This window comes from Porphyrobacter sp. GA68, from assembly GCF_022605525.1.
In the GTDB taxonomy this organism is placed as follows: domain Bacteria; phylum Pseudomonadota; class Alphaproteobacteria; order Sphingomonadales; family Sphingomonadaceae; genus Qipengyuania_B.
Map to the genome: position 1 here is coordinate 888,562 of NZ_JAKQYJ010000001.1, position 18,700 is coordinate 907,261.

The following is an 18,700-nucleotide window of genomic DNA, read 5'->3' on the forward strand; positions in this document are numbered from 1 at the left end:
TACCGCGCCCGGCTGCGATGCGCCAGCGCCGCCATTTCGTTCCGCGCGCAGCCGTGGTAATCTCGATGCCTGGCTGTTCAGGAGGCCGTACATTGAGTGGGCATGACATTGAGCGGGCATGACTTTGCCGCGACCTATGCCGCGCTACGCACCGTGATGCTGCGCAATGCCGGCGAGCAGATTGTTACGGAAGATGCGCCCGGGTCACTGATCCTGCGAACCCGCGCTCTCGATGCCAAGGGGCAACCTGGCTGGTTCGGCACGGTGACGGTGAAGAAAAGCTACGTCGCCTATCACCTGATGCCGCTTTACGAGCAGCCGGCGTTGGCGGACGGGCTCAGTCCTGAGCTCGCCAGACGGCGTCAGGGAAAGACTTGCTTCAACTTCAAGGATGTCGATGAAGACCTGTTCGAAGAACTTGCGGCGCTGACCGCGCGGTGCGCGAGCAGCGCCGGGTAACGGCGTTCAGGCCGCCACCGCCTCCGTCGTCTCGTCACGCAGCACGTAGCCACGGCCCCAGACCGTCTCGATGTAGTTTTCCCCGCCGCAGGCCTGGCTCAGTTTCTTGCGCAGCTTGCAGATGAACACGTCGATGATCTTGAGTTCCGGTTCGTCCATGCCGCCGTACAGGTGGTTGAGAAACATTTCCTTCGTCAGGGTGGTGCCCTTGCGCAGGGAAAGCAGTTCCAGCATCGCGTATTCCTTGCCCGTCAGGTGTACGCGCGCGCCGTCCACCTCAACCGTCTTGGCATCGAGGTTGACGCACATCTTGCCGGTTCGGATCACCGACTGGCTGTGGCCCTTGGACCGGCGCACGACCGCGTGGATGCGGGCGACCAGTTCGTCGCGGTGGAACGGCTTGGTGACATAATCATCGGCGCCAAAGCCGAACGAACGGACCTTGGAGTCCATCTCGGCAACGCCTGACAGAATTAGAACGGGGGTCTGCACCTTCGCGACGCGCAGCTTCTTGAGGACGTCGTAGCCGTGCATGTCGGGCAGGTTGAGATCGAGCAGGATGATGTCGTAATCGTACAGCTTGCCCAGATCCAACCCTTCTTCGCCAAGGTCGGTGGTGTAAACGTTGAACCCTTCGGCAGAAAGCATCAGCTCGATTGCCTTGGCGGTTGTCGGCTCGTCTTCGATAAGCAGAACGCGCATGCGCTTGGACCCCCTTGTTATTCCATCTTCCTGACATGGGCCGTCAGCCGCGGCCCTGCCGGAGAATTAACCACACAACAGATGAAGGGGAAAGGTTAATTTTGTGTTGCGCCAGCGGTCCTTGAGAACACTTTTTCAAACACTTTTAAGATTGTTAAGCTTCGCCTGCCTTCGTCTTTGAACAGAACTGCCGATGCCCATCGCCTCGCGGTATTTGGCGACGGTGCGACGCGCAAGATCATAGCCGTCCTGTTTCAGCAGTTCGACCAGACGATCGTCTGACAGGATGGCGCCCGGTGCCTCGTCCGCGATCAGCGCCCTGATTCGCGCCTTCACAGCCTGTGAAGAGGCGTCGCCCTCGCCATCGTCCCCGCCGACGCCGCTGGAAAAGAAATACCGCAGCTCAAAGGTGCCGAAGGGGCAGCCAAGATACTTGTTGTTCGTCACCCGGCTGACGGTCGATTCGTGCATGCCGATGCGCTCTGCCACTTCCCGCAAGGTGAGGGACCGCATCCCCGCAATGCCCCGCCGGAAGAAGTCGGCCTGATGCTCGATGATGGCGGACGCGGCCTTCAGGATCGTCTTTTGCCGCTGGTCGAGCGCCCGCAGGAGCCAGTGCGCTTCGCCCAGCTGATTGTCCAGCCAGCCGCGCGCCGCCTTGTCGGAACAGCCTTCGCGCAAGGACACGTAGTAGTCCCGGTTCACCACCAGCCGGGGCAGGGTGGCATCGTTCAGCCGGATGTCCCAACCGCCCGGCGCCCGTGTCATCAGTATGTCGGGCACCACCGCGCTGTCATCGCACCCCCCGAAGCGGCAGCCAGGCTTGGGATCGTAGCTGCGCAGTTCGGCCAGCATTTCCGCCAGATCCTCGTCATCGACCTCGCACAGCTTCTTCAGCCGGTCGACCTCGCCCCGCGCAACCAGGTCCAGATTGTCGATCAGGCGCGCCATGCACGGATCGTAACGGTCCGCCTCCTTCGCCTGCAGGACGATGCATTCAGCGAGCGAGCGGGCCCCGACGCCCGGCGGGTCCAGCGACTGGACGAGATGAAGCGCACGCTCCGCTTCGGCATCGGGGACGCCGAGATCGGCGGCAATGCTGGCCAGCGGTGCCGCGAGATAGCCGGCCTCGTCCAGTTCGCCGATGATGCGCGCCGCGATCAACGCCTCACGCCCGTCGCGCGTTGCGGCGGCCAGCTGGTCGGTGAGGTGCTGCGCCAGGGTGGGGCCAGAGGCATCGGCCCGATCTTCGATGGGGTGGTCTTCGCCGGAAGCAGCACCTGCTGCCGCGCTGCTCCAGTCGCCCGCATCACCCCGCCCCGCTTCCTCGTCGATCACGGCAGGCTCGATGTCTAGCGCACCGTCACCGGCCGCAGGGCTGTCAGCCGCCGGTTCGGAAGAAGCCGGCGCCGGCGCGCCGCTGCCACTCTCGCGTCTGATATCGCCCACGTCCAGGAGCGGATTGGCCTCGAGCGCACCTTCGATATACGCCTCAAGCTCGAGATTGGACAAGGCCAGCAGCTTCACCGCCTGCTGCATCTGCGGCGTCATGACGAGCGACTGCGTTTGCCGCAGTTGAAGCCCGGGTCCAAGCGCCATGCAGAACTTCCTTCCTTCCAGCCCCGCTACAGGGTGAAACTTTCTCCCAGATAAAGGCGACGAACATTTTCGTCCGCCACCAGGTCTTGCGGGGTGCCGGCGAACAGCACCTGCCCGCCGTAGATGATACACGCACGATCCACGATTTCCAAGGTTTCCCGCACATTATGATCGGTAATGAGGACGCCGATCCCGCGCGTCTTCAGGTCGGCGACGAGATCACGAATGTCACTGATCGACAGAGGGTCGATGCCCGCGAACGGTTCGTCGAGCAGCATGATGGACGGTTTTGCCGCCAGGGCGCGGGCGATCTCGCACCGGCGCCGCTCGCCGCCGGACAGCGCCATGGCGGGGCTTGCGCGCAGCCGGGTGAGACCGAATTCGTCGAGCAACCGTTCCAGTTCGGCCGCGCGGGTGTCGCGGTCCGGCTCCACCATTTCCAGCACGCAACCGATGTTCTGTTCCACGGTCATGCCACGAAAGATGGAGGTTTCCTGTGGCAGGTAGCCAAGGCCCAGAATGGCGCGGCGATACATTGGCAGGTGGGTCACATCCTCCCCGTCCATCAGGATGCGCCCCGAGTCGGGTTTCACCAGGCCCATGATCGAATAGAAGCAGGTCGTCTTGCCTGCGCCGTTGGGGCCGAGCAGACCCAGCACCTCGCCCTTGCCCACGTTCAGCGATATGTCCGTCAGCACCGCGCGGCTGTCGTAACTCTTGGCGATGGACACGACTTCCAGGCCGCCCTGCGGGATGGGCGGGGCGGCCGACGACGGGGCGGGATCGGTCAGGATGGAGGTGTCAAAATCGGCCATGCACCCCCTGCCTTAGGGATTGCGGGCCGCCGTGAAAAGGGCGGGGGGCCGGGTGCGATCGGACACGGCGCGGCGACTGGCTTGCTTTTCAAGGCGGGGTGAGGAAGGGTGGGGCCAGAGGAGATCAGGTGATGAACAAGGCTACTGGCGGCCACCCGGACCATGGCGGCTACTCCAAGCCGGCCAAGCCGCACGACTGGCGCCGCACCATGAGCGACAACGTGGCCACTGCGCTTCTGGTCTATACCACGCTGCAGATCTTCTTCGCGGTAAAGGCCTTGTCCAAGGCAATGGAATATTCGCTAGTGCCCTATCTTGCGCTTCTCGTTCTGGTGGCGGCGTTCATCCCGGTGTGCCGCCACTTCGAGAAGCGCTGGGCGCGCCTGCCTGACCATCTGGCGGGCGACATGGCCCTGCGCCCGCGTTTCCGCGAAGATGCCGCATGGCTGTGGCTGATGGCGATCGGCATTCCGCTGCTTCTCACCTGGGCGTTCAAGCTGCTGCCAGCCGGTGCGTAAGGGCAACGCGGAGCCGTAAACGGCGGCACGGGCGCATCGTCCCGATGCGCAGGATGCGACGTCGTTCAGGCGTCGTCCTTGCGCTCCAGCCCTGGATTCGCCGGCTCGTGCTTCGCCCGCTCGATCGATTCCATAACGATCCTGCGCGCGTCGTCACGGGTTCCCCAATGGCCCACACGAACCCACTTGTCCTTTTCCAGATCCTTGTAGTGGGTAAAGAAGTGTTCGATCTGCTCGAAGATGATCGACGGCAGATCCTTCGTCTCCCCCACGTCCGAATAATAGGGAAAAGTCGTGTCCACCGGGACGCAGACCAGCTTTTCATCGCCGCCATGCTCGTCTTCAAGGTTGAGGACGCCGATCGGGCGGGCGCGAACGACGCAGCCGGCGATAAAGGGACTGCGGGCGATCACCAGCGCGTCCAGCGGGTCGCCATCGGGTGAGAGCGTGTGCGGGACAAAGCCGTAGTTCGCCGGATAGCGCATCGGTGTATGCAGGATGCGGTCCACGAACAGGGCGCCGCTTTCCTTGTCGAATTCATACTTCACCGGTTCGCCGCCGGTGGGCACTTCGATGATGACGTTGAGGTCGTCGGGCGGGTTGAACCCGGTGGGGATCTTGTCGATACGCATAACCAGGGCGCCTAGCGGGGCGCGGAGAATTGAACAACCTCCCTTTTGCCGCAACGCAGCATCCGGCGGCATTGCGGCGCGTCAAGCCGTGGCATAAGGGCGCCAGCATGGCGAAGAACACGCAGGCACCCCCGTCAATCCGCGGCACCCAGGACGTCTTTGGCCCACAGGCCGAGGCGTTCGCCTTTGTTGTGGAAACCTTTGAACGGGTGCGCAAGCTGTACCGTTTCCGCCGGGTCGAAATGCCGGTGTTCGAGCGGACGGAGGTGTTCGCCCGCTCGATCGGCGAGACGACGGACATTGTTTCCAAGGAAATGTATTCCTTCGCCGACCGGGGCGGAGAGTCGCTGACCCTGCGCCCCGAATTCACCGCCGGCATCGCGCGCGCTTACCTCACCAACGGCTGGCAGCAGCACGCACCGCTGAAGGTGGCGACGCATGGTCCGCTGTTCCGCTACGAACGCCCGCAAAAAGGCCGCTACCGCCAGTTCCACCAGATCGACGCCGAGGTTGTCGGCGCGGCCGAACCGCAGGCCGACGTCGAGCTGCTGGCGATGGCCGACCAGCTTCTGAAGGAGTTGGGTATCACGGGCGTGACGCTGCACCTCAACACCCTGGGCGACGCGGACAGCCGCGAGGCGTGGCGCAGCGCGTTGGTGGCATATTTCCGCGAGGTGGCGGGCGAGTTGTCAGAGGAGTCGCAGGGGCGGCTGGAGAAAAACCCCCTGCGCATCCTCGACAGCAAGGACCGCAGCGACCAGCGGTTCGTGGCAGGGGCGCCCAAGATCGACCAATTTCTGTCTGACGAGGCGCAGCGCTTCTTCGAACAGGTGACAAGCGGGCTGGACGCGGCGGGTGTCGCCTGGACCCGCGCCGACAGCCTGGTGCGCGGCCTCGACTACTATCGCCACACCGCCTTCGAGTTCGTGCCCGACGAAGGAAGCGCAGCCGCCGCCGCGCTGGGCGCGCAGAGCACGGTGCTGGGCGGCGGGCGCTATGACGGGCTGATGGAGTCGCTGGGTGGTCCGCCGACGCCGGCCGTGGGCTGGGCTGCGGGGATCGAGCGGCTGGCGATGCTGGTGGGGGAAGTGCAGAGCGAAACGAAGTTCGTCGCCATCGCCGTGGAAGATGATCTGCGTAGCGATGATGCGTTTAAGCTTTCGCAACTGCTTCGCCAAGGCGGTTTCGCAACCGAGGTGGTCACATCCGGCTCTGCGCGCAAGCGATACGACAAGGCGGTGAAGCTGAAGCCGGATGTGGTTCTGAGCCTCTCCATGCAAGCTGGCGAACCGAAGCTGTCTGCGACCGCGTTCGACGACGAAGTGGGGAGCGCAGTTGCAGCGATCACCTCTGCATTTGCGCCATCGGCATCACGGAGTTGATCCGGGGTCCAGCTTCCTTTTGCGGGGCGACTAAGTAAGAAGGCTAGCCCCGGATCAGGTCCGGGGCGACGGAGTGTTGGAACAACGTGCACATCCCCCCCGAACGCCTTGAACAGATCATCCACCGTTTCGCCGAGATCGAGGCGCGGCTGGCGAGTGGAACGCTGGAAGGCGACGCCTTCGGCCAGGCATCCCGCGACTATGCCGAACTCGAACCCGTCGCTCGCACCGCGCGCGAGGTGCAGGCGATGCGCGCCGAGATTGGGGAGCTGGAGGAACTGCTCGCCGACGCCGATATGCGCGGGATGGCAGAGGAAGATCTGGCGCGCCTGCGGGCCGAACTGCCCGAACGCGAACACGCTCTCGCCCTGGCCATGCTGCCGCGCGATGCCGCCGATGCGCGGCCCGCGATGCTGGAAATCCGCGCCGGCACCGGCGGAGAGGAGGCCGCGCTGTTCGCCGCCGATCTTTACCGGATGTACGAACGCTTTGCCGCGGAACAGGGCTGGCGCGTCGAGCCGGTGTCGATGAACGCGTCCGACATCGGCGGCCTCAAGGAAATCGTTGCCAGCGTCAGCGGCACGGGCGTCTTTGCCAAGCTGAAGTTCGAAAGCGGCGTCCACCGGGTGCAGCGTGTGCCCGAAACGGAGAGCGGCGGGCGCATCCACACCTCCGCCGCGACCGTGGCCGTGCTGCCAGAACCGGACGAGGTGGATGTGCGGATCGAAGACCGCGATCTGAAGATCGACGTGTACCGCGCCAGCGGGGCGGGCGGGCAGCACGTCAATACGACCGATTCTGCCGTGCGTATCACGCACCTGCCCACCGGCGTGGTCGTCACCTGTCAGGACGGCCGCAGCCAGCACAAGAACCGTGAAAAGGCGATGCAGGTGCTGCGCGCGCGTTTGTTCGAACAGCAGCGCGAGGCAACGCAGGGTGCCGAGGCGGAGGCACGCCGGGCGATGGTCGGCAGCGGTGATCGGTCGGAACGCATCCGCACCTACAACTTCCCGCAAGGACGCGTCACCGACCACCGCATCGGCCTTACCCTGCACAAGCTGCCGGAAATCCTCGCGGGACCCGGCCTCGCCGAATTGGTCGATGCTCTGATCGCGGAAGACGAGGCGAAGCGGCTGGCGGCGATGGATGGGTGACAGGCGCGCCGCCGCCGAGGAGCGGGAGCCGGCGGCGGAGCAACTGATGGTCGCCGACGCCATCCGTGCAGCCGCCGCCACGCTCGCGGCAACTTCGGATACGCCGCGGCTCGATGCGGAACTCCTGATGGCGCATGCCATGGGGGTGTCGCGGTCGGACCTGCTCCTGCGCCTGGTGCGTGAGCCTGCACCCCAGGGGTACTCTCGTCTGGTAGAGCGCCGCGCCGCTCACGAACCAGTCGCCTATATCACCGGCGAGGCCGAATTCTGGGGACTTCCGTTCCGCGTCACGCCCGCCACGCTCATCCCGAGGGCGGACAGCGAGACGCTGATCCGGGCCGCCCTGGCGCTCGCGCCCGAAGCACAGCGCGTGCTGGACCTTGGCACGGGCACTGGCGCGCTGCTGCTGACCTATCTTGCGGAAACACGGACAACGGGGGTCGGCATCGACGCGAGCGAGGGCGCCTGCGCCGTGGCGAGCGACAACGCCGCCCGGCTCGGCCTGTCTGCCCGCGCCGCTATCCTGCAGCGTGACTGGACCCGGGCGGGCTGGCGCGACGACCTTGGCACGTTCGACCTCATCCTGTGCAACCCCCCCTACGTCGAGGAGGGGGCGCGGCTGGACCCCCAAGTGGGTGATTACGAACCCGCCAGCGCCCTGTTCGCAGGCGCCGACGGACTTGACGACTACCGCCTGCTCATCCCTGAACTGGCCATGCTGATGGACGCGAGTGCTGCGGCCATTCTGGAGATTGGCGCGGCGCAGGCGGAGCCGGTCGCTGCCCTTGCCGGACGGGTCGGCTTCACCACCCGCCTGTGCCGCGATCTTGCCGGGCGGCCAAGGGCACTGGTCCTGCGTCGCTGAACCGGGCGGCCACTATTCTGGCGCGGGCGGCGGGAAAGGGGGTTGGCAAACGGCATGCCCGCCGCTACCTTGAACAGTGTCCGCTAAAGGCTTTCGAACACTGACTTTACCGGACAGGCTCCGAAACCGCTGGATCTGATGGCCTTGAACGGGCTGCGGACTGGACAAGCTTTAGGGGTGCGGCGCGTCACTGAAGCGGGCCGACGATGGGCGAGACAGATGGACGCTGCGGGCGATGGTTAAGCGGCCGCGCATCGTCCACGAACAAGGAACAGCCTCCTTTGAACAATAACCGCAACAACAACAACCGTCGGCGCGGCCGCGGCAACCGCCAGCAGGGCGGGGGCAATCCGGTCAATCGCATCGATAGCCGCGCGCGAGGAAACGCGCCGCAGATGCTGGACAAGTACAAGAAGCTGGCGCAGGACGCGCAGCACAATGGCGACCGGGTGCAGGCCGAATACTATCTGCAGTTCGCCGACCACTATTTCCGCGTAATCGCCGACAATCGCCTTCGTCAGGAAGAAAGCCGCGGCCGCCCGCATGAACAGCGGCAGCGCGGGCAGGACGAGGATGCGGATGACGAGATGGGCGAACGCGACGGCTGGCAGGAGCAGCAGCCGCAGCGGGGGCGCGGCAACGGCCGCGACCGCTCTGAACGCAACGAGGCGGCTTCGCAGCGGCAGGACCGCGACGATCTCCGAGATCACGACACCAGCGATGCCGAGGAGGCCGAGGCACGGTCTGACGAGGAGGCGGAAGCCCGCCCTCGCCGCGCTGCCCGGCCGCCGCGCGACCGCGGGCCGGCACCGCGCGTCCAGAGGAGCCGCGACGAAGATGGGCCCGAAGCCATCGATGCAGCCGTCCTGCCTCCTGCCTTCAAGGTCGGGACGGAAGAGGACGTGGCGCCTGCCAAGCCTGCGCCGCGCCGCCGGCGCAAGCCCGCGAGCGAGGACGAAGGCGAAGCGGTGAGGGCGGTCGGCTGACGGCTCTATCGCCTTGGTCCCGTCCTTTGTTGTGGCCTCGCCGTTTGCCTGCCTGATGGGTTGACCGGCCGATGCATGCTCCCTTGGAACAGGACCGCTTTGCGAGACTCCTTTCGTGGTGCGCAGGGCATCCATTGTGGCTGGCACCGCTACTTGGCGGGATCGCCGCAACCGGCTTTCCGCCGTTGCGCCTGTGGCCGCTCGCCTTTGTGGCGATGGGTGCGTTCGTGCTGCTTCTCCAGCGGACCCGAAGCGGGCGGCTGGCGTTCCTGACCGGATGGCTGTTCGGGGTGGCCCACTACACCGTCACCAACAACTGGATTGCCACCGCCTTCACCTATCAGGCGAACATGCCCCCGGCACTGGGCTGGGCGGCGGTGCCGCTGCTGTCTCTCTATCTTGCAGTCTATCCCGGCCTTGCTGCCCTGATGGCGCACAAGGTGGCGCGGCAATGGCCTCCCGCCGGTTTCGCCTGGCTGCTGGGAGCATGCTGGATCGTGGCAGAATGGCTGAAAAGCTGGGTCTTCACCGGCTATGCATGGGGGCCGTTCTCTCTTGCATTTCTGGGGGGGTTCGACCGCGCGGGTCTGGCCGCGGTGCTGCCGGTCACCGGCACCTATGCCCTGTCCGGACTGATGGTTGCGATCGCGGGTCTGTTCGCTCTTCTCCTGGCGGAGCGGCGCTGGCGGGTGGCCGGTCTGGTTGCGGCGCTGCTCGCTGCGGGGATGGTGTGGCCGGCACAGCCGTTGGCCCGTCCAGGCACCTTGCCGGTGACGCTGGTTCAGCCCGACTTCCGGCAAGAGGATCTCGCCAATCCGCAAATGGCCGAGCCGCACTTTGTCCGTGCGGCGCGGCTGAGCCTGCCGGAACAGCCGGGCCGCACCAGACTGGTCCTGTGGCCTGAATCGGGCGTTTCCGACTACCTTCGCGACGGGTATCCCCAGCGTTACTACAACCTGTTCACTGCCGGCGCGGACCCCGGCTTCGCGCGCACCCGCCTGGGTCAGGTGATCGGCGATGGTAGCCTGTTGCTGACGGGGGCCACCGATCTAGAGATTGCCGAGGTTGACGGGGTCGCCAAGGCGGTCGGGGCTTACAACAGCGTTACGGCGGTGAATGCGCAGGGGCGCATCGTCGGCAGCTATTACAAGGCGCACCTCGTGCCTTACGGTGAATACCTGGCGCTGCGCTGGCTGCTGGAGCCGCTGGGTGCGACCCGGCTGGTACCCGGCGCGTTCGATTTCATTCCTGGACCGGGCCCACAGACGCTGGATCTTGGCGCATGGGGCCGGGCCGGAGTACAGATCTGTTACGAGATCATCTTTTCCGGGCAGGTTGTCGATCCGGCAAGCCGCCCCGATTACCTGTTCAATCCATCCAATGACGGCTGGTTCGGCGCCTGGGGTCCGCCGCAGCATCTGGCGCAGGCCCGGATGCGCGCGATCGAAGAAGGTTTGCCTGTCCTGCGCGCCACCACCACGGGGATCAGCGCGGTGATTTCAGCCGACGGCGTGGTGCGGCATCATATCGGTATGCGTCAGGCCGCCCGCATAGATACGCTGGTGCCGCCGGCGGCGCCGCCGACCCTGTTCTCACGGGCGGGGCACTGGCTGACCCTGCTCTGGACAGTTGCGCTGACCGGTGCGGCGCTGGTTGCCATCAGGCTGCAGGAGCGTTACGGCCGCCAGCGCACATAAAGACTTCTTTATATCGGGATATCCATGCGCGACAATTTCCTCTTCACCTCCGAGTCTGTGTCTGAAGGCCATCCCGACAAGGTGTCCGACCAGATTTCCGACGCCGTCGTCGACCTGTTCCTGTCCAAGGATCCCGAAGCACGGGTGGCCTGCGAAACCCTGACCACGACGCAGCGCGTGGTACTGGCGGGCGAGATCCGTTGTCGCGGCGTGTTCGAGAACGGCGAATGGGCCGCGGGCGCGCGTGACGAGGTCGAGGAAGTGGTACGCCGCACCGTGCGCGAGATCGGTTACGAACAGGAAGGCTTCCACTGGCAGCGCCTCAGCCTGGAAAACCATCTCCACGGCCAGTCCGCGGAGATCGCCCAGGGTGTGGACGCGGGTACAGACGGGTCCAACAAGGACGAAGGCGCGGGCGACCAGGGCATCATGTTCGGCTTTGCCTGCGATGAAACGCCCGATCTGATGCCAGCGCCGCTCGACTACAGCCACAAGGTGCTGGAGCGGCTGGCGGCCGATCGCAAGAGCGGGGTTGCCCCGTTCCTGGAACCTGACGCGAAGAGCCAGCTGACCCTGCGCTATGAAAACGGCAAGCCGGTCGCCTGCACCGCAGCCGTTGTTTCGACCCAGCACAAGGCAGGTTATCACGAAGGCGCGAAAGAGGCCGAACTCAAGTCTTATGTGAAGCGCGTGGTGGCGGACGTGCTGCCGGACGGTTGGCTGTCGGACGACACCGTCTGGCACATCAACCCAACCGGTGCGTTCGAAATTGGGGGGCCGGACGGGGACAGCGGCCTAACCGGGCGCAAGATCATCGTTGATACCTATGGCGGCGCGGCGCCGCATGGAGGCGGCGCGTTTTCCGGCAAGGACCCGACCAAGGTGGACCGGTCGGCCGCCTACATCGCCCGTTATCTGGCCAAGAATATCGTGGCGGCGGGGCTGGCGCGCCGCTGCACCATCCAGCTGTCCTATGCCATCGGGGTGTCGGAGCCGCTGTCGCTGTATGTCGATACGCATGGCACCGGCACCGTTGGCGATGACCGGCTGGAGCAGGCGATCCTGGGGATCGGCAAGCTGGGCGGTCTGACGCCGCGCGCCATCCGCACCCATCTCGGGCTGAACAAGCCGATCTACCGCCGCACCGCCGCCTATGGCCATTTCGGGCGCACGGCGGGAGGGGATTACTTCCCGTGGGAACGGCTCGATCTGGTGGATGAATTGAAGGCGGCTTTCCCCGCCTGAAGCTCAGCCGTGCTCCCCGTGCCGGGGAGCGGGCCGGTCCATCGCCAGCCTGGCATTGGAGAACACGAACGGACTGCGCACACCCGGCAGTCCGTCAAGCTCGAGCTGCATCCCCCGTGCCACCGTTTGCCGGTCGGCGAACACTTCGTCCAGCAGATGGATAGGGCCGGCGGGTATATTCGCGTCTGCACACGCGGCGAGCAGGGCCGCACGGGTCCACTGCCGCGTCTCGGCAGAGACAACTTCGCGCAGATCGTCCCTGTTTGTCAGACGCGCGGCGTTGGTGGCGAACCGCGCATCACCCAGGAGATCTTCGCGCCCCAGCAGGCGGAGCAGCCGGTCGAACAGCCCATCGTTGCCGGGCGCCAGCACGACTTCGCCATCCGCGACGGGAAACACGCCGTAACAGCTTACCTGCAGGTGCTCGTTACCCATGCGGGGCGGGTTTCGACCAGTGGCGAAATAGGCCATCGCCTGATTGGCGAGCAGCGCCACGGAACAATCGAACAGGGCCATGTCGATGTGCTGACCCCGACCGGTCCGCTGCCGCATCAGAAGCGCCGCCTGAATGGCGCTGACGGCATAAACGCCGCAGAACAGGTCCGAGATCGCCAGCCCGTGCTTCATCGGCTCACCCGCTGGCTCTCCTGTCAGCGACATGAAGCCGCTCATCGCCTGGATGACGAAGTCGTAACCCGGTTCCTGGGCGCGTGGGCCGGTCTGCCCGAAGCCGGTGATGGAGCAATACACCAGTCCGGGATTGGCGGCAGCAAGGCTGGCATGGTCGAGCCTGAAGCGGGCGAGCTTGCCCGGCAGGAAGTTTTCAATCAGCACATCGGCCGTCGCCGCCAGCGCCTTGACCCGCTCAAGATCGGCGGCTTGCGCAAAATCCGCCACCATTCCGCGCTTGCCCCGGTTGCAGGCATGGTAGTAGGCGGCTTCCTCGGTGCCGTCGGTACGGCGCAGGTAAGGTGGTCCCCAGGCGCGGGTGTTGTCCCCGCCGGGCGCCTCAACCTTGATCACATCCGCGCCTAGGTCGGCCAGCGTCTGCCCCGCCCAAGGGCCGGCGAGCACCCGGGCGAGTTCAAGGACACGCAGCCCGGCAAGAGGCGCATCCGGTTCGCGCGGCTCGTCAAGCCAGCGGATCATGCCGCCTCAGCCGTACGTGCCTTTCGCGCCGCGTCAGGCAATATAATGCGCCGTCGTCTTCGCTGCGACTTCGTCGGCGGTGACGCCCGGCGCGGTTTCGATAAGGCGGAACGGGCTGGCGTGATCGGGCCGCTGGAACACGGCGAGGTCGGTGATGATCATGTCGACCACGTTCCGCCCGGTCAGCGGCAGGGTGCATTCCGGGATGAACTTGGGCGCGCCGTTTTTGGACGTATGCTCCATCACCACGATGATCTTTTTCACTCCGGCAACGAGGTCCATCGCCCCGCCCATGCCCTTGATCATCTTGCCCGGGATCATCCAGTTGGCGATGTCGCCGTTCTCGGCCACCTCCATCGCGCCCAGCACGGTCAGGTCGATATGGCCGCCGCGGATCATGGCAAAGGATTGGGCACTGTCGAAATAGGCGGAGTGGGGCAGTTCGCTGATCGTCTGCTTGCCGGCGTTGATGAGGTCGGGATCTTCCTCTCCGGCATAAGGGAAGGGGCCGATCCCCAGCATGCCGTTTTCGGATTGCAGGGTCACGGTCATTCCGGCCGGGATATGATTGGCGACAAGGGTGGGGATACCGATCCCAAGGTTGACGTAGAACCCGTCCTGCAGCTCCTGCGCCGCGCGGGCGGCCATCTGGTCGCGGGTCCAGCCGGTGGTAAGGGTCGCGGTCTCGGTCATCTTTAATTGCCTTGCGTCATGATGTCGGGCGCCGTGCGGACCTGAGTTCCGGGCTGCCAGCGCGCATCGGGCGGGAACACATCGTCGATCCCGCCGCGGTCGAACGCCCCGTACACGGGGTTGGGCAGCACGAACCAGCCGTTGCCCCACAACTGCGCCACCTCCCCGCGCAGCGCGATCCGGCGGCGCTCCTGCGCGCCCAGCTCCCGTTCATTGAACAGGTCGGCAAAATCGCCCAAGTTGTCGCCCACCTGAGCCAGCACGCAATAGCGCGCCGCGATGCGGGCCCGGCGCGCATCCTTGTCGCTGCCAGCAGCGTCCATGCCCCGCACGAACAGGGTTTCTCCGATGACGAAGTCACCCAGCCCAAGCTGGGCAAAACCGCGCACGGTATCGGCCGCCGTTTCAAGCGCCCTGTTGGTGTTGATTATTGGCGTGATGCCCGCCTCCCTCAGCGCGCGTACAGCGGCCACCGCACCCGGCACGGGGGCGAGCCGCGCATTGCCGGTCCGTTCCCATTCAGCCCAAATGGCCGGATCGAACGGCTGCCCGGAAGCCGCCCGCCAGTATTCGTGTCCCCGGTTCAAAATCAGCGTCTCGTCACCGTCGAAGATTACTGCGGCCGGCTTGCGTCCGCCTCCGGGCAACAGGCAAGTTTCCGTGCCCAACCCGTCCGGCCGGTCGGGCAGGCCAAGCAGGACCGAAGCGGGCAGCTGCGCGGCGTGCCGTGCCTGCACGTAGGTCCCCAGCTGACGAAAGGCCTGCACAGACACTGCCGCAGCTTCTGCCGAACTGTAGAGCCACTTGGTGCCGAGCGGCACCGTGCTGCCGTCGGCGGCTGCCGCCGCAGCGGGTCGCTGCACTTCGCCCGCGACCGGCGGCAGAGTCAGGATTGGCCCATCCGCCACCTGGCTGCGGGTCTGCAAGGCCCGGTCGAGCGCAGGGGCGACCACCTGGTCGGCGAGCACGGCGCCGGTGGCACAGCCGCTCAGCGCTAGCGCGGCGGCACAAGCAAACAGCACCCGCATCAGCCTGCCTCCCGCTCCCGCACGGTTCTGAACTCGATCTTCTTGTCATAGGGAGCGCCCACGATCATGCGCTGAACATAGACGCCGGGCAGGTGGATGCAATCGGGGTCGAGCGCACCAAGGGGCACGACCTCCTCCACCTCAACGACGCAGACCTTGCCACAGGTCGCGGCAGGAACATTGAAATTGCGCGCCGTTTTGCGAAACACGACATTGCCGGTTTCGTCCGCCTTCCACGCCTTGACGATGGACAGGTCGGCAAAAATCCCTTGTTCAAGGATGTAATCCTCCCCGTTGAAGCTCTTCACTTCCTTGCCCGTGGCAACCTGGGTGCCGACGCCGGTCTTGGTGTAGAAGCCCGGGATACCTGCCCCACCGGCCCGCATCCGTTCGGCAAGGGTGCCTTGCGGGCAGAACTCGACCTCCAGTTCGCCGGCGAGGTACTGCCGCTCGAACTCCTTGTTCTCGCCCACATAGGAGGAAATCATCTTGCGCACCTGCCGCGTACGCAGCAGCTTGCCGATCCCTTCATTATCGATGCCGGCGTTGTTGCTGGCAAATGTCAGTCCGGACACGCCGCTGTCGCGGATCGCGTCCAGCAGGCGTTCGGGGATGCCGCAGAGGCCGAACCCTCCGGCGGCGATCAGCATGTCGTTGCGCAGGAGGCCGTCCAGGGCGGCAGCAGCGTCAGGGTAGAGCTTAGTCATGTGGGCGGGGTCTAGCGCCACGCCGGCACCCTGTCACCACCAGTGACGCATACGTATGAAGTTGCACCAAACGCAACACACCGGTCGCATTTAGCACTTGCACAATTTGCTGCACTGCGGCATATCTCTCCCTGCCTTTCAGGCATCCTCTCCCAAACTATTCAGCCCGGCCGGTTCGTCCTGCCGGGCTTTTCTTTGCGTCCTGGCTGCGTGATGCAGCAGCCCGATTGGCTGGCTGCTGAGATGGCAAGCCGCGAATGCATGCGCCGCTTGGACCTTTCGCTGCGACCATGCATTGGAACTGGCGCGCGCTTCTCCTAGCTAGGCGGCAACACAACGATCTTTACTGGAGACTTGCCTCATGGCCGAAGCCGACGCCGCCGTCGCTGATCGCACCACCCGACTGCAGGTCGCGCCTGCCCGGCAGGAAGAGTCAGGCCAAGGCATTGCCCGCATGCCGCGTACGGCCTTTCAGGCGCTCGGCATCACGGAAGGCGACGTGGTGGAGATCACTGGAAAGCGCACAACCGCCGCGATCGCCATGCCCGCCTATGATGAAGATCAGGCCTTGTCGGTGGTGCGTCTCGACGGGTTGCAGCGCGGCAATGCAGAGGTCGGCTCGGGCGAACATGTGCAGGTCGCGGCGGCGGAAAGCCGCGCGGCAACCCGCGTCGTGTTCGCACCGGCCCAGCGCGAGATGCGGCTGCAGGGACCGACCCAGGCGTTGAAGCGCAATTTTTTCCGCAAGCCGCTGGTCGCAGGTGATCTCGTGGCGACCACCGGGCAGCAGTCGGTGCAGAACATGCCGCCGCAGGTCGCTCGCATGTTCAACGCCCCGGCCTATGCCCTGACGCAGATTCGCCTGACCGTTGTGGCAACCGTGCCCAAGGGTATTGTTCATATCGACGAGAACACCGAAGTCGAACTGCGCGCCGAGTTCGAGGAACCGCGCGACGGGCGCGCCACGGTGAATTACGACGACGTGGGCGGGATGGGAGACACGATCGACCAGCTGCGCGAAATGGTCGAACTGCCCCTGCGCTACCCCGAACTGTTCACCCGGCTTGGCGTCGATCCGCCCAAAGGCGTCCTTCTTCACGGCCCGCCGGGCACCGGCAAGACGCGGCTTGCGCAGGCCGTGGCGAACGAGAGCGATGCCAGCTTCTTCACCATCAACGGCCCCGAGATCATGGGGTCGGGCTATGGCGAGAGCGAGAAGCGCCTGCGCGAAGTGTTCGAAGAGGCATCCAAGTCCGCCCCTGCGATCATCTTCATCGACGAGATCGATTCAATCGCCCCGAAACGCAGCCAGGTGTCCGGCGAGGCGGAGAAGCGGCTGGTTGCGCAGCTGCTCACCCTGATGGACGGGCTCGAGGCGCGGGCGAATCTGGTCGTCATCGCTGCGACCAACCGACCTGACGCGATCGATGAGGCGCTGCGTCGCCCCGGCCGATTTGATCGCGAGATCGTCATCGGTGTGCCCGACCAGCACGGCCGGCGCGAGATTCTCGCAATCCATACCCGCGGGATGCCGCTGGGCGACAAGGTGGACCTGTCGGAACTGGCCCGCGGCACGCACGGCTTCGTCGGAGCCGACATCGCCGCCCTGGCGCGGGAAGCCGCGATCGAGGCAGTGCGCCGGATCATGCCGCGCCTCAACCTCGACGAACGCACCATCCCCGCGGACGTGCTGGAGGATCTTCACGTCAGCCGGGAAGACTTCCTCAGCGCGCTCAAGCGAGTTCAGCCGTCCGCCATGCGCGAGGTGATGGTCCAGGTGCCCAACGTCAGCTGGAGCGACATCGGCGGCGTCGGCGATGCAATCGAGTCGCTCAAGGAAGGCATCGAGCTGCCGCTGAAGAACCCTGAGGCGTTCGAGCGGCTGGGCATTCGGCCGGCCAAGGGGTTCCTGCTCTACGGACCGCCCGGCACCGGCAAGACGCTGCTCGCGAAGGCGGTCGCGCGAGAGGCGGAAGCAAACTTCATCTCCATGAAATCGTCGGACCTGCTGTCCAAATGGTATGGCGAGTCCGAGCAGCAGATTGCCCGGCTGTTCGCCCGTGCCAGGGCCGTTGCGCCCTGCGTCGTGTTCATCGACGAGATCGACTCGCTGGTTCCGGCACGCGGGTCGGGGCAGGGCGAGCCCTCCGTGACCGGCCGCGTGGTCAACACAATGCTGGCCGAGATGGACGGGCTGGAGGAACTGCAATCGGTGGTCGTCATCGGCGCGACCAATCGCCCGAACCTCGTCGACCCGGCCTTGCTGCGCCCAGGCCGCTTTGACGAACTGGTCTATGTCGGCACACCTGATGAGGCCGGTCGTGAACGTATTCTGGGCATTCACACGCGCGACATGCCCCTTGCCAGCGATGTGGACCTGGCGCGCGTGGCCGGTGATACGGACCGCTTCACCGGCGCCGACCTTGAGGATTTGGTCCGGAGGGCTGGCTTGACTGCATTGCGCCGAGCCGGCGGCGACGTGGTGGAAGTGCGGGCAGAGGATTTCAGCAAGGCTCTGGAAGACAGCAGAGCCACCGTCACTCGGCAAATGGAAGAGGAGTACATGAAACTGCGCGGGGAGCTGAAAGCACGGGCCGCACAGGTGCAGCCGATCGGCTTCATCACGGAAGGCATGCTGGCGCCCACGCGGGAGCGTAAGCACGGCTAGTTCCGACGCTTTGGCAAAGCGGGCCGGGCGAGCCTCACGTCCACGTCGTTTACCTGCCCGGCCCCTGCTCTAAGGCGTAACAGCCCAACTCCTCGGAACACACGCTGTTTTCGCGGGTATCTTTATCGAGAGGCCGGCATCATGGGATGCTGTCCAGTAGATTAAAAGGGGCAACAGGTTATGATTAAGTGGGCAATTATTTTCGCCGTTCTTGCGCTGGTAATGGGTGTTCTTGGATTTGGAGGGCTCGCCGGAGCGTTCATGAGCATAGCTCAGGTACTTTTCTGGCTGGCGGTGATTATCGCAGTGGTGCTGTTCGTGCTCGGCCTCACTGTCTATAAGAAGGTCACGTGAATGTGATGCAGCCCGACCGTGTGGTGTTTTCGGGCGCTGCCGAGAAA

Annotated in this window: 18 protein-coding genes; 10 read left to right on the top strand and 8 right to left on the bottom strand. The window is 65.2% G+C overall.

Annotated elements, in window-relative coordinates; all coding sequences use genetic code 11:
• Positions 1 to 102: 102 nt before the first annotated feature.
• Positions 103 to 459: a hypothetical protein gene (locus LHJ54_RS04400; protein ID WP_228242715.1), complete on the top strand. Its 357-nt coding sequence runs from the start codon at positions 103 to 105 to the stop codon at positions 457 to 459.
• Between the two features lie 6 nt (positions 460 to 465).
• Here LHJ54_RS04400 and ctrA read toward each other — a convergent pair whose 3' ends face one another.
• From ctrA to lptB, 3 genes are all read right to left on the bottom strand, one after another.
• Positions 466 to 1,161, bottom strand: coding sequence for a response regulator transcription factor CtrA (gene ctrA / locus LHJ54_RS04405; protein ID WP_228242716.1), 696 nt, complete (start codon positions 1,159 to 1,161; stop codon positions 466 to 468).
• Positions 1,162 to 1,296: 135 nt separating this feature from the next.
• Positions 1,297 to 2,760 carry an RNA polymerase factor sigma-54 gene (gene rpoN, locus LHJ54_RS04410; protein WP_228242717.1) on the bottom strand — a complete coding sequence of 488 codons (1,464 nt, stop codon included), beginning with the start codon at positions 2,758 to 2,760 and terminating at the stop codon, positions 1,297 to 1,299.
• Between the two features lie 26 nt (positions 2,761 to 2,786).
• Positions 2,787 to 3,575: an LPS export ABC transporter ATP-binding protein gene (lptB, locus tag LHJ54_RS04415; RefSeq protein ID WP_228242718.1), complete on the bottom strand. Its 789-nt coding sequence runs from the start codon at positions 3,573 to 3,575 to the stop codon at positions 2,787 to 2,789.
• A gap of 131 nt (positions 3,576 to 3,706) precedes the next feature.
• Here lptB and LHJ54_RS04420 point away from each other — a divergent pair, with 131 nt between their 5' ends.
• Complete coding sequence (locus LHJ54_RS04420) at positions 3,707 to 4,093, top strand: hypothetical protein (RefSeq protein WP_228242719.1); 387 nt, start codon at positions 3,707 to 3,709, stop codon at positions 4,091 to 4,093.
• A 65-nt stretch (positions 4,094 to 4,158) separates the two neighbouring features.
• On the opposite strand, the gene ppa is transcribed toward LHJ54_RS04420, so the two are convergent.
• Positions 4,159 to 4,725 (bottom strand): inorganic diphosphatase, encoded by a 567-nt coding sequence (gene ppa / locus LHJ54_RS04425; RefSeq protein WP_228242720.1) that lies wholly within the window; start codon positions 4,723 to 4,725, stop codon positions 4,159 to 4,161.
• A gap of 107 nt (positions 4,726 to 4,832) precedes the next feature.
• Here ppa and hisS point away from each other — a divergent pair, with 107 nt between their 5' ends.
• From hisS to metK, 6 genes are all read left to right on the top strand, one after another.
• A complete protein-coding gene (gene hisS / locus LHJ54_RS04430) occupies positions 4,833 to 6,107 on the top strand; it encodes a histidine--tRNA ligase (protein ID WP_228242721.1) in 1,275 nt (424 codons plus the stop codon).
• Between the two features lie 86 nt (positions 6,108 to 6,193).
• The gene (gene prfA / locus LHJ54_RS04435; RefSeq protein WP_228242722.1) at positions 6,194 to 7,261 is read left to right on the top strand and encodes a peptide chain release factor 1; all 1,068 of its coding nucleotides are present in this window, start codon (positions 6,194 to 6,196) and stop codon (positions 7,259 to 7,261) included.
• Entirely contained in the window at positions 7,254 to 8,126 is an 873-nt protein-coding gene (gene prmC / locus LHJ54_RS04440; RefSeq protein ID WP_228242723.1) for a peptide chain release factor N(5)-glutamine methyltransferase, read from the top strand. The genes prfA and prmC overlap by 8 nt, the downstream gene beginning before the upstream one ends.
• Before the next feature lie 281 nt (positions 8,127 to 8,407).
• Complete coding sequence (locus LHJ54_RS04445) at positions 8,408 to 9,112, top strand: DUF4167 domain-containing protein (protein ID WP_228242724.1); 705 nt, start codon at positions 8,408 to 8,410, stop codon at positions 9,110 to 9,112.
• 134 nt (positions 9,113 to 9,246) lie between these two features.
• The gene (gene lnt / locus LHJ54_RS04450; RefSeq protein WP_228242725.1) at positions 9,247 to 10,809 is read left to right on the top strand and encodes an apolipoprotein N-acyltransferase; all 1,563 of its coding nucleotides are present in this window, start codon (positions 9,247 to 9,249) and stop codon (positions 10,807 to 10,809) included.
• 24 nt (positions 10,810 to 10,833) lie between these two features.
• Positions 10,834 to 12,054 carry a methionine adenosyltransferase gene (gene metK / locus LHJ54_RS04455; RefSeq protein ID WP_228242726.1) on the top strand — a complete coding sequence of 407 codons (1,221 nt, stop codon included), beginning with the start codon at positions 10,834 to 10,836 and terminating at the stop codon, positions 12,052 to 12,054.
• Between the two features lie 3 nt (positions 12,055 to 12,057).
• Here metK and LHJ54_RS04460 read toward each other — a convergent pair whose 3' ends face one another.
• The 4 genes from LHJ54_RS04460 to LHJ54_RS04475 are packed head-to-tail and all read right to left on the bottom strand — an operon-like array spanning position 12,058 to position 15,631.
• Entirely contained in the window at positions 12,058 to 13,203 is a 1,146-nt protein-coding gene (locus tag LHJ54_RS04460; protein ID WP_228242727.1) for a CaiB/BaiF CoA-transferase family protein, read from the bottom strand.
• 33 nt (positions 13,204 to 13,236) lie between these two features.
• Positions 13,237 to 13,896, bottom strand: a complete 660-nt coding sequence (locus LHJ54_RS04465; RefSeq protein WP_228242728.1) for a CoA transferase subunit B — start codon at positions 13,894 to 13,896, stop codon at positions 13,237 to 13,239.
• 2 nt (positions 13,897 to 13,898) lie between these two features.
• Entirely contained in the window at positions 13,899 to 14,924 is a 1,026-nt protein-coding gene (locus LHJ54_RS04470) for an HAD family acid phosphatase (RefSeq protein WP_228242729.1), read from the bottom strand.
• Positions 14,924 to 15,631: a CoA transferase subunit A gene (locus LHJ54_RS04475; RefSeq protein WP_228242730.1), complete on the bottom strand. Its 708-nt coding sequence runs from the start codon at positions 15,629 to 15,631 to the stop codon at positions 14,924 to 14,926. The genes LHJ54_RS04470 and LHJ54_RS04475 overlap by 1 nt, the downstream gene beginning before the upstream one ends.
• Positions 15,632 to 15,992: 361 nt before the next feature.
• On the opposite strand from LHJ54_RS04475, the gene LHJ54_RS04480 reads away from it, so the two are divergent.
• Positions 15,993 to 18,299 (top strand): CDC48 family AAA ATPase, encoded by a 2,307-nt coding sequence (locus tag LHJ54_RS04480; RefSeq protein WP_228242731.1) that lies wholly within the window; start codon positions 15,993 to 15,995, stop codon positions 18,297 to 18,299.
• 180 nt (positions 18,300 to 18,479) lie between these two features.
• A complete protein-coding gene (locus tag LHJ54_RS04485) occupies positions 18,480 to 18,653 on the top strand; it encodes a DUF1328 domain-containing protein (RefSeq protein ID WP_228242732.1) in 174 nt (57 codons plus the stop codon).
• Positions 18,654 to 18,700 lie beyond the last annotated feature (47 nt).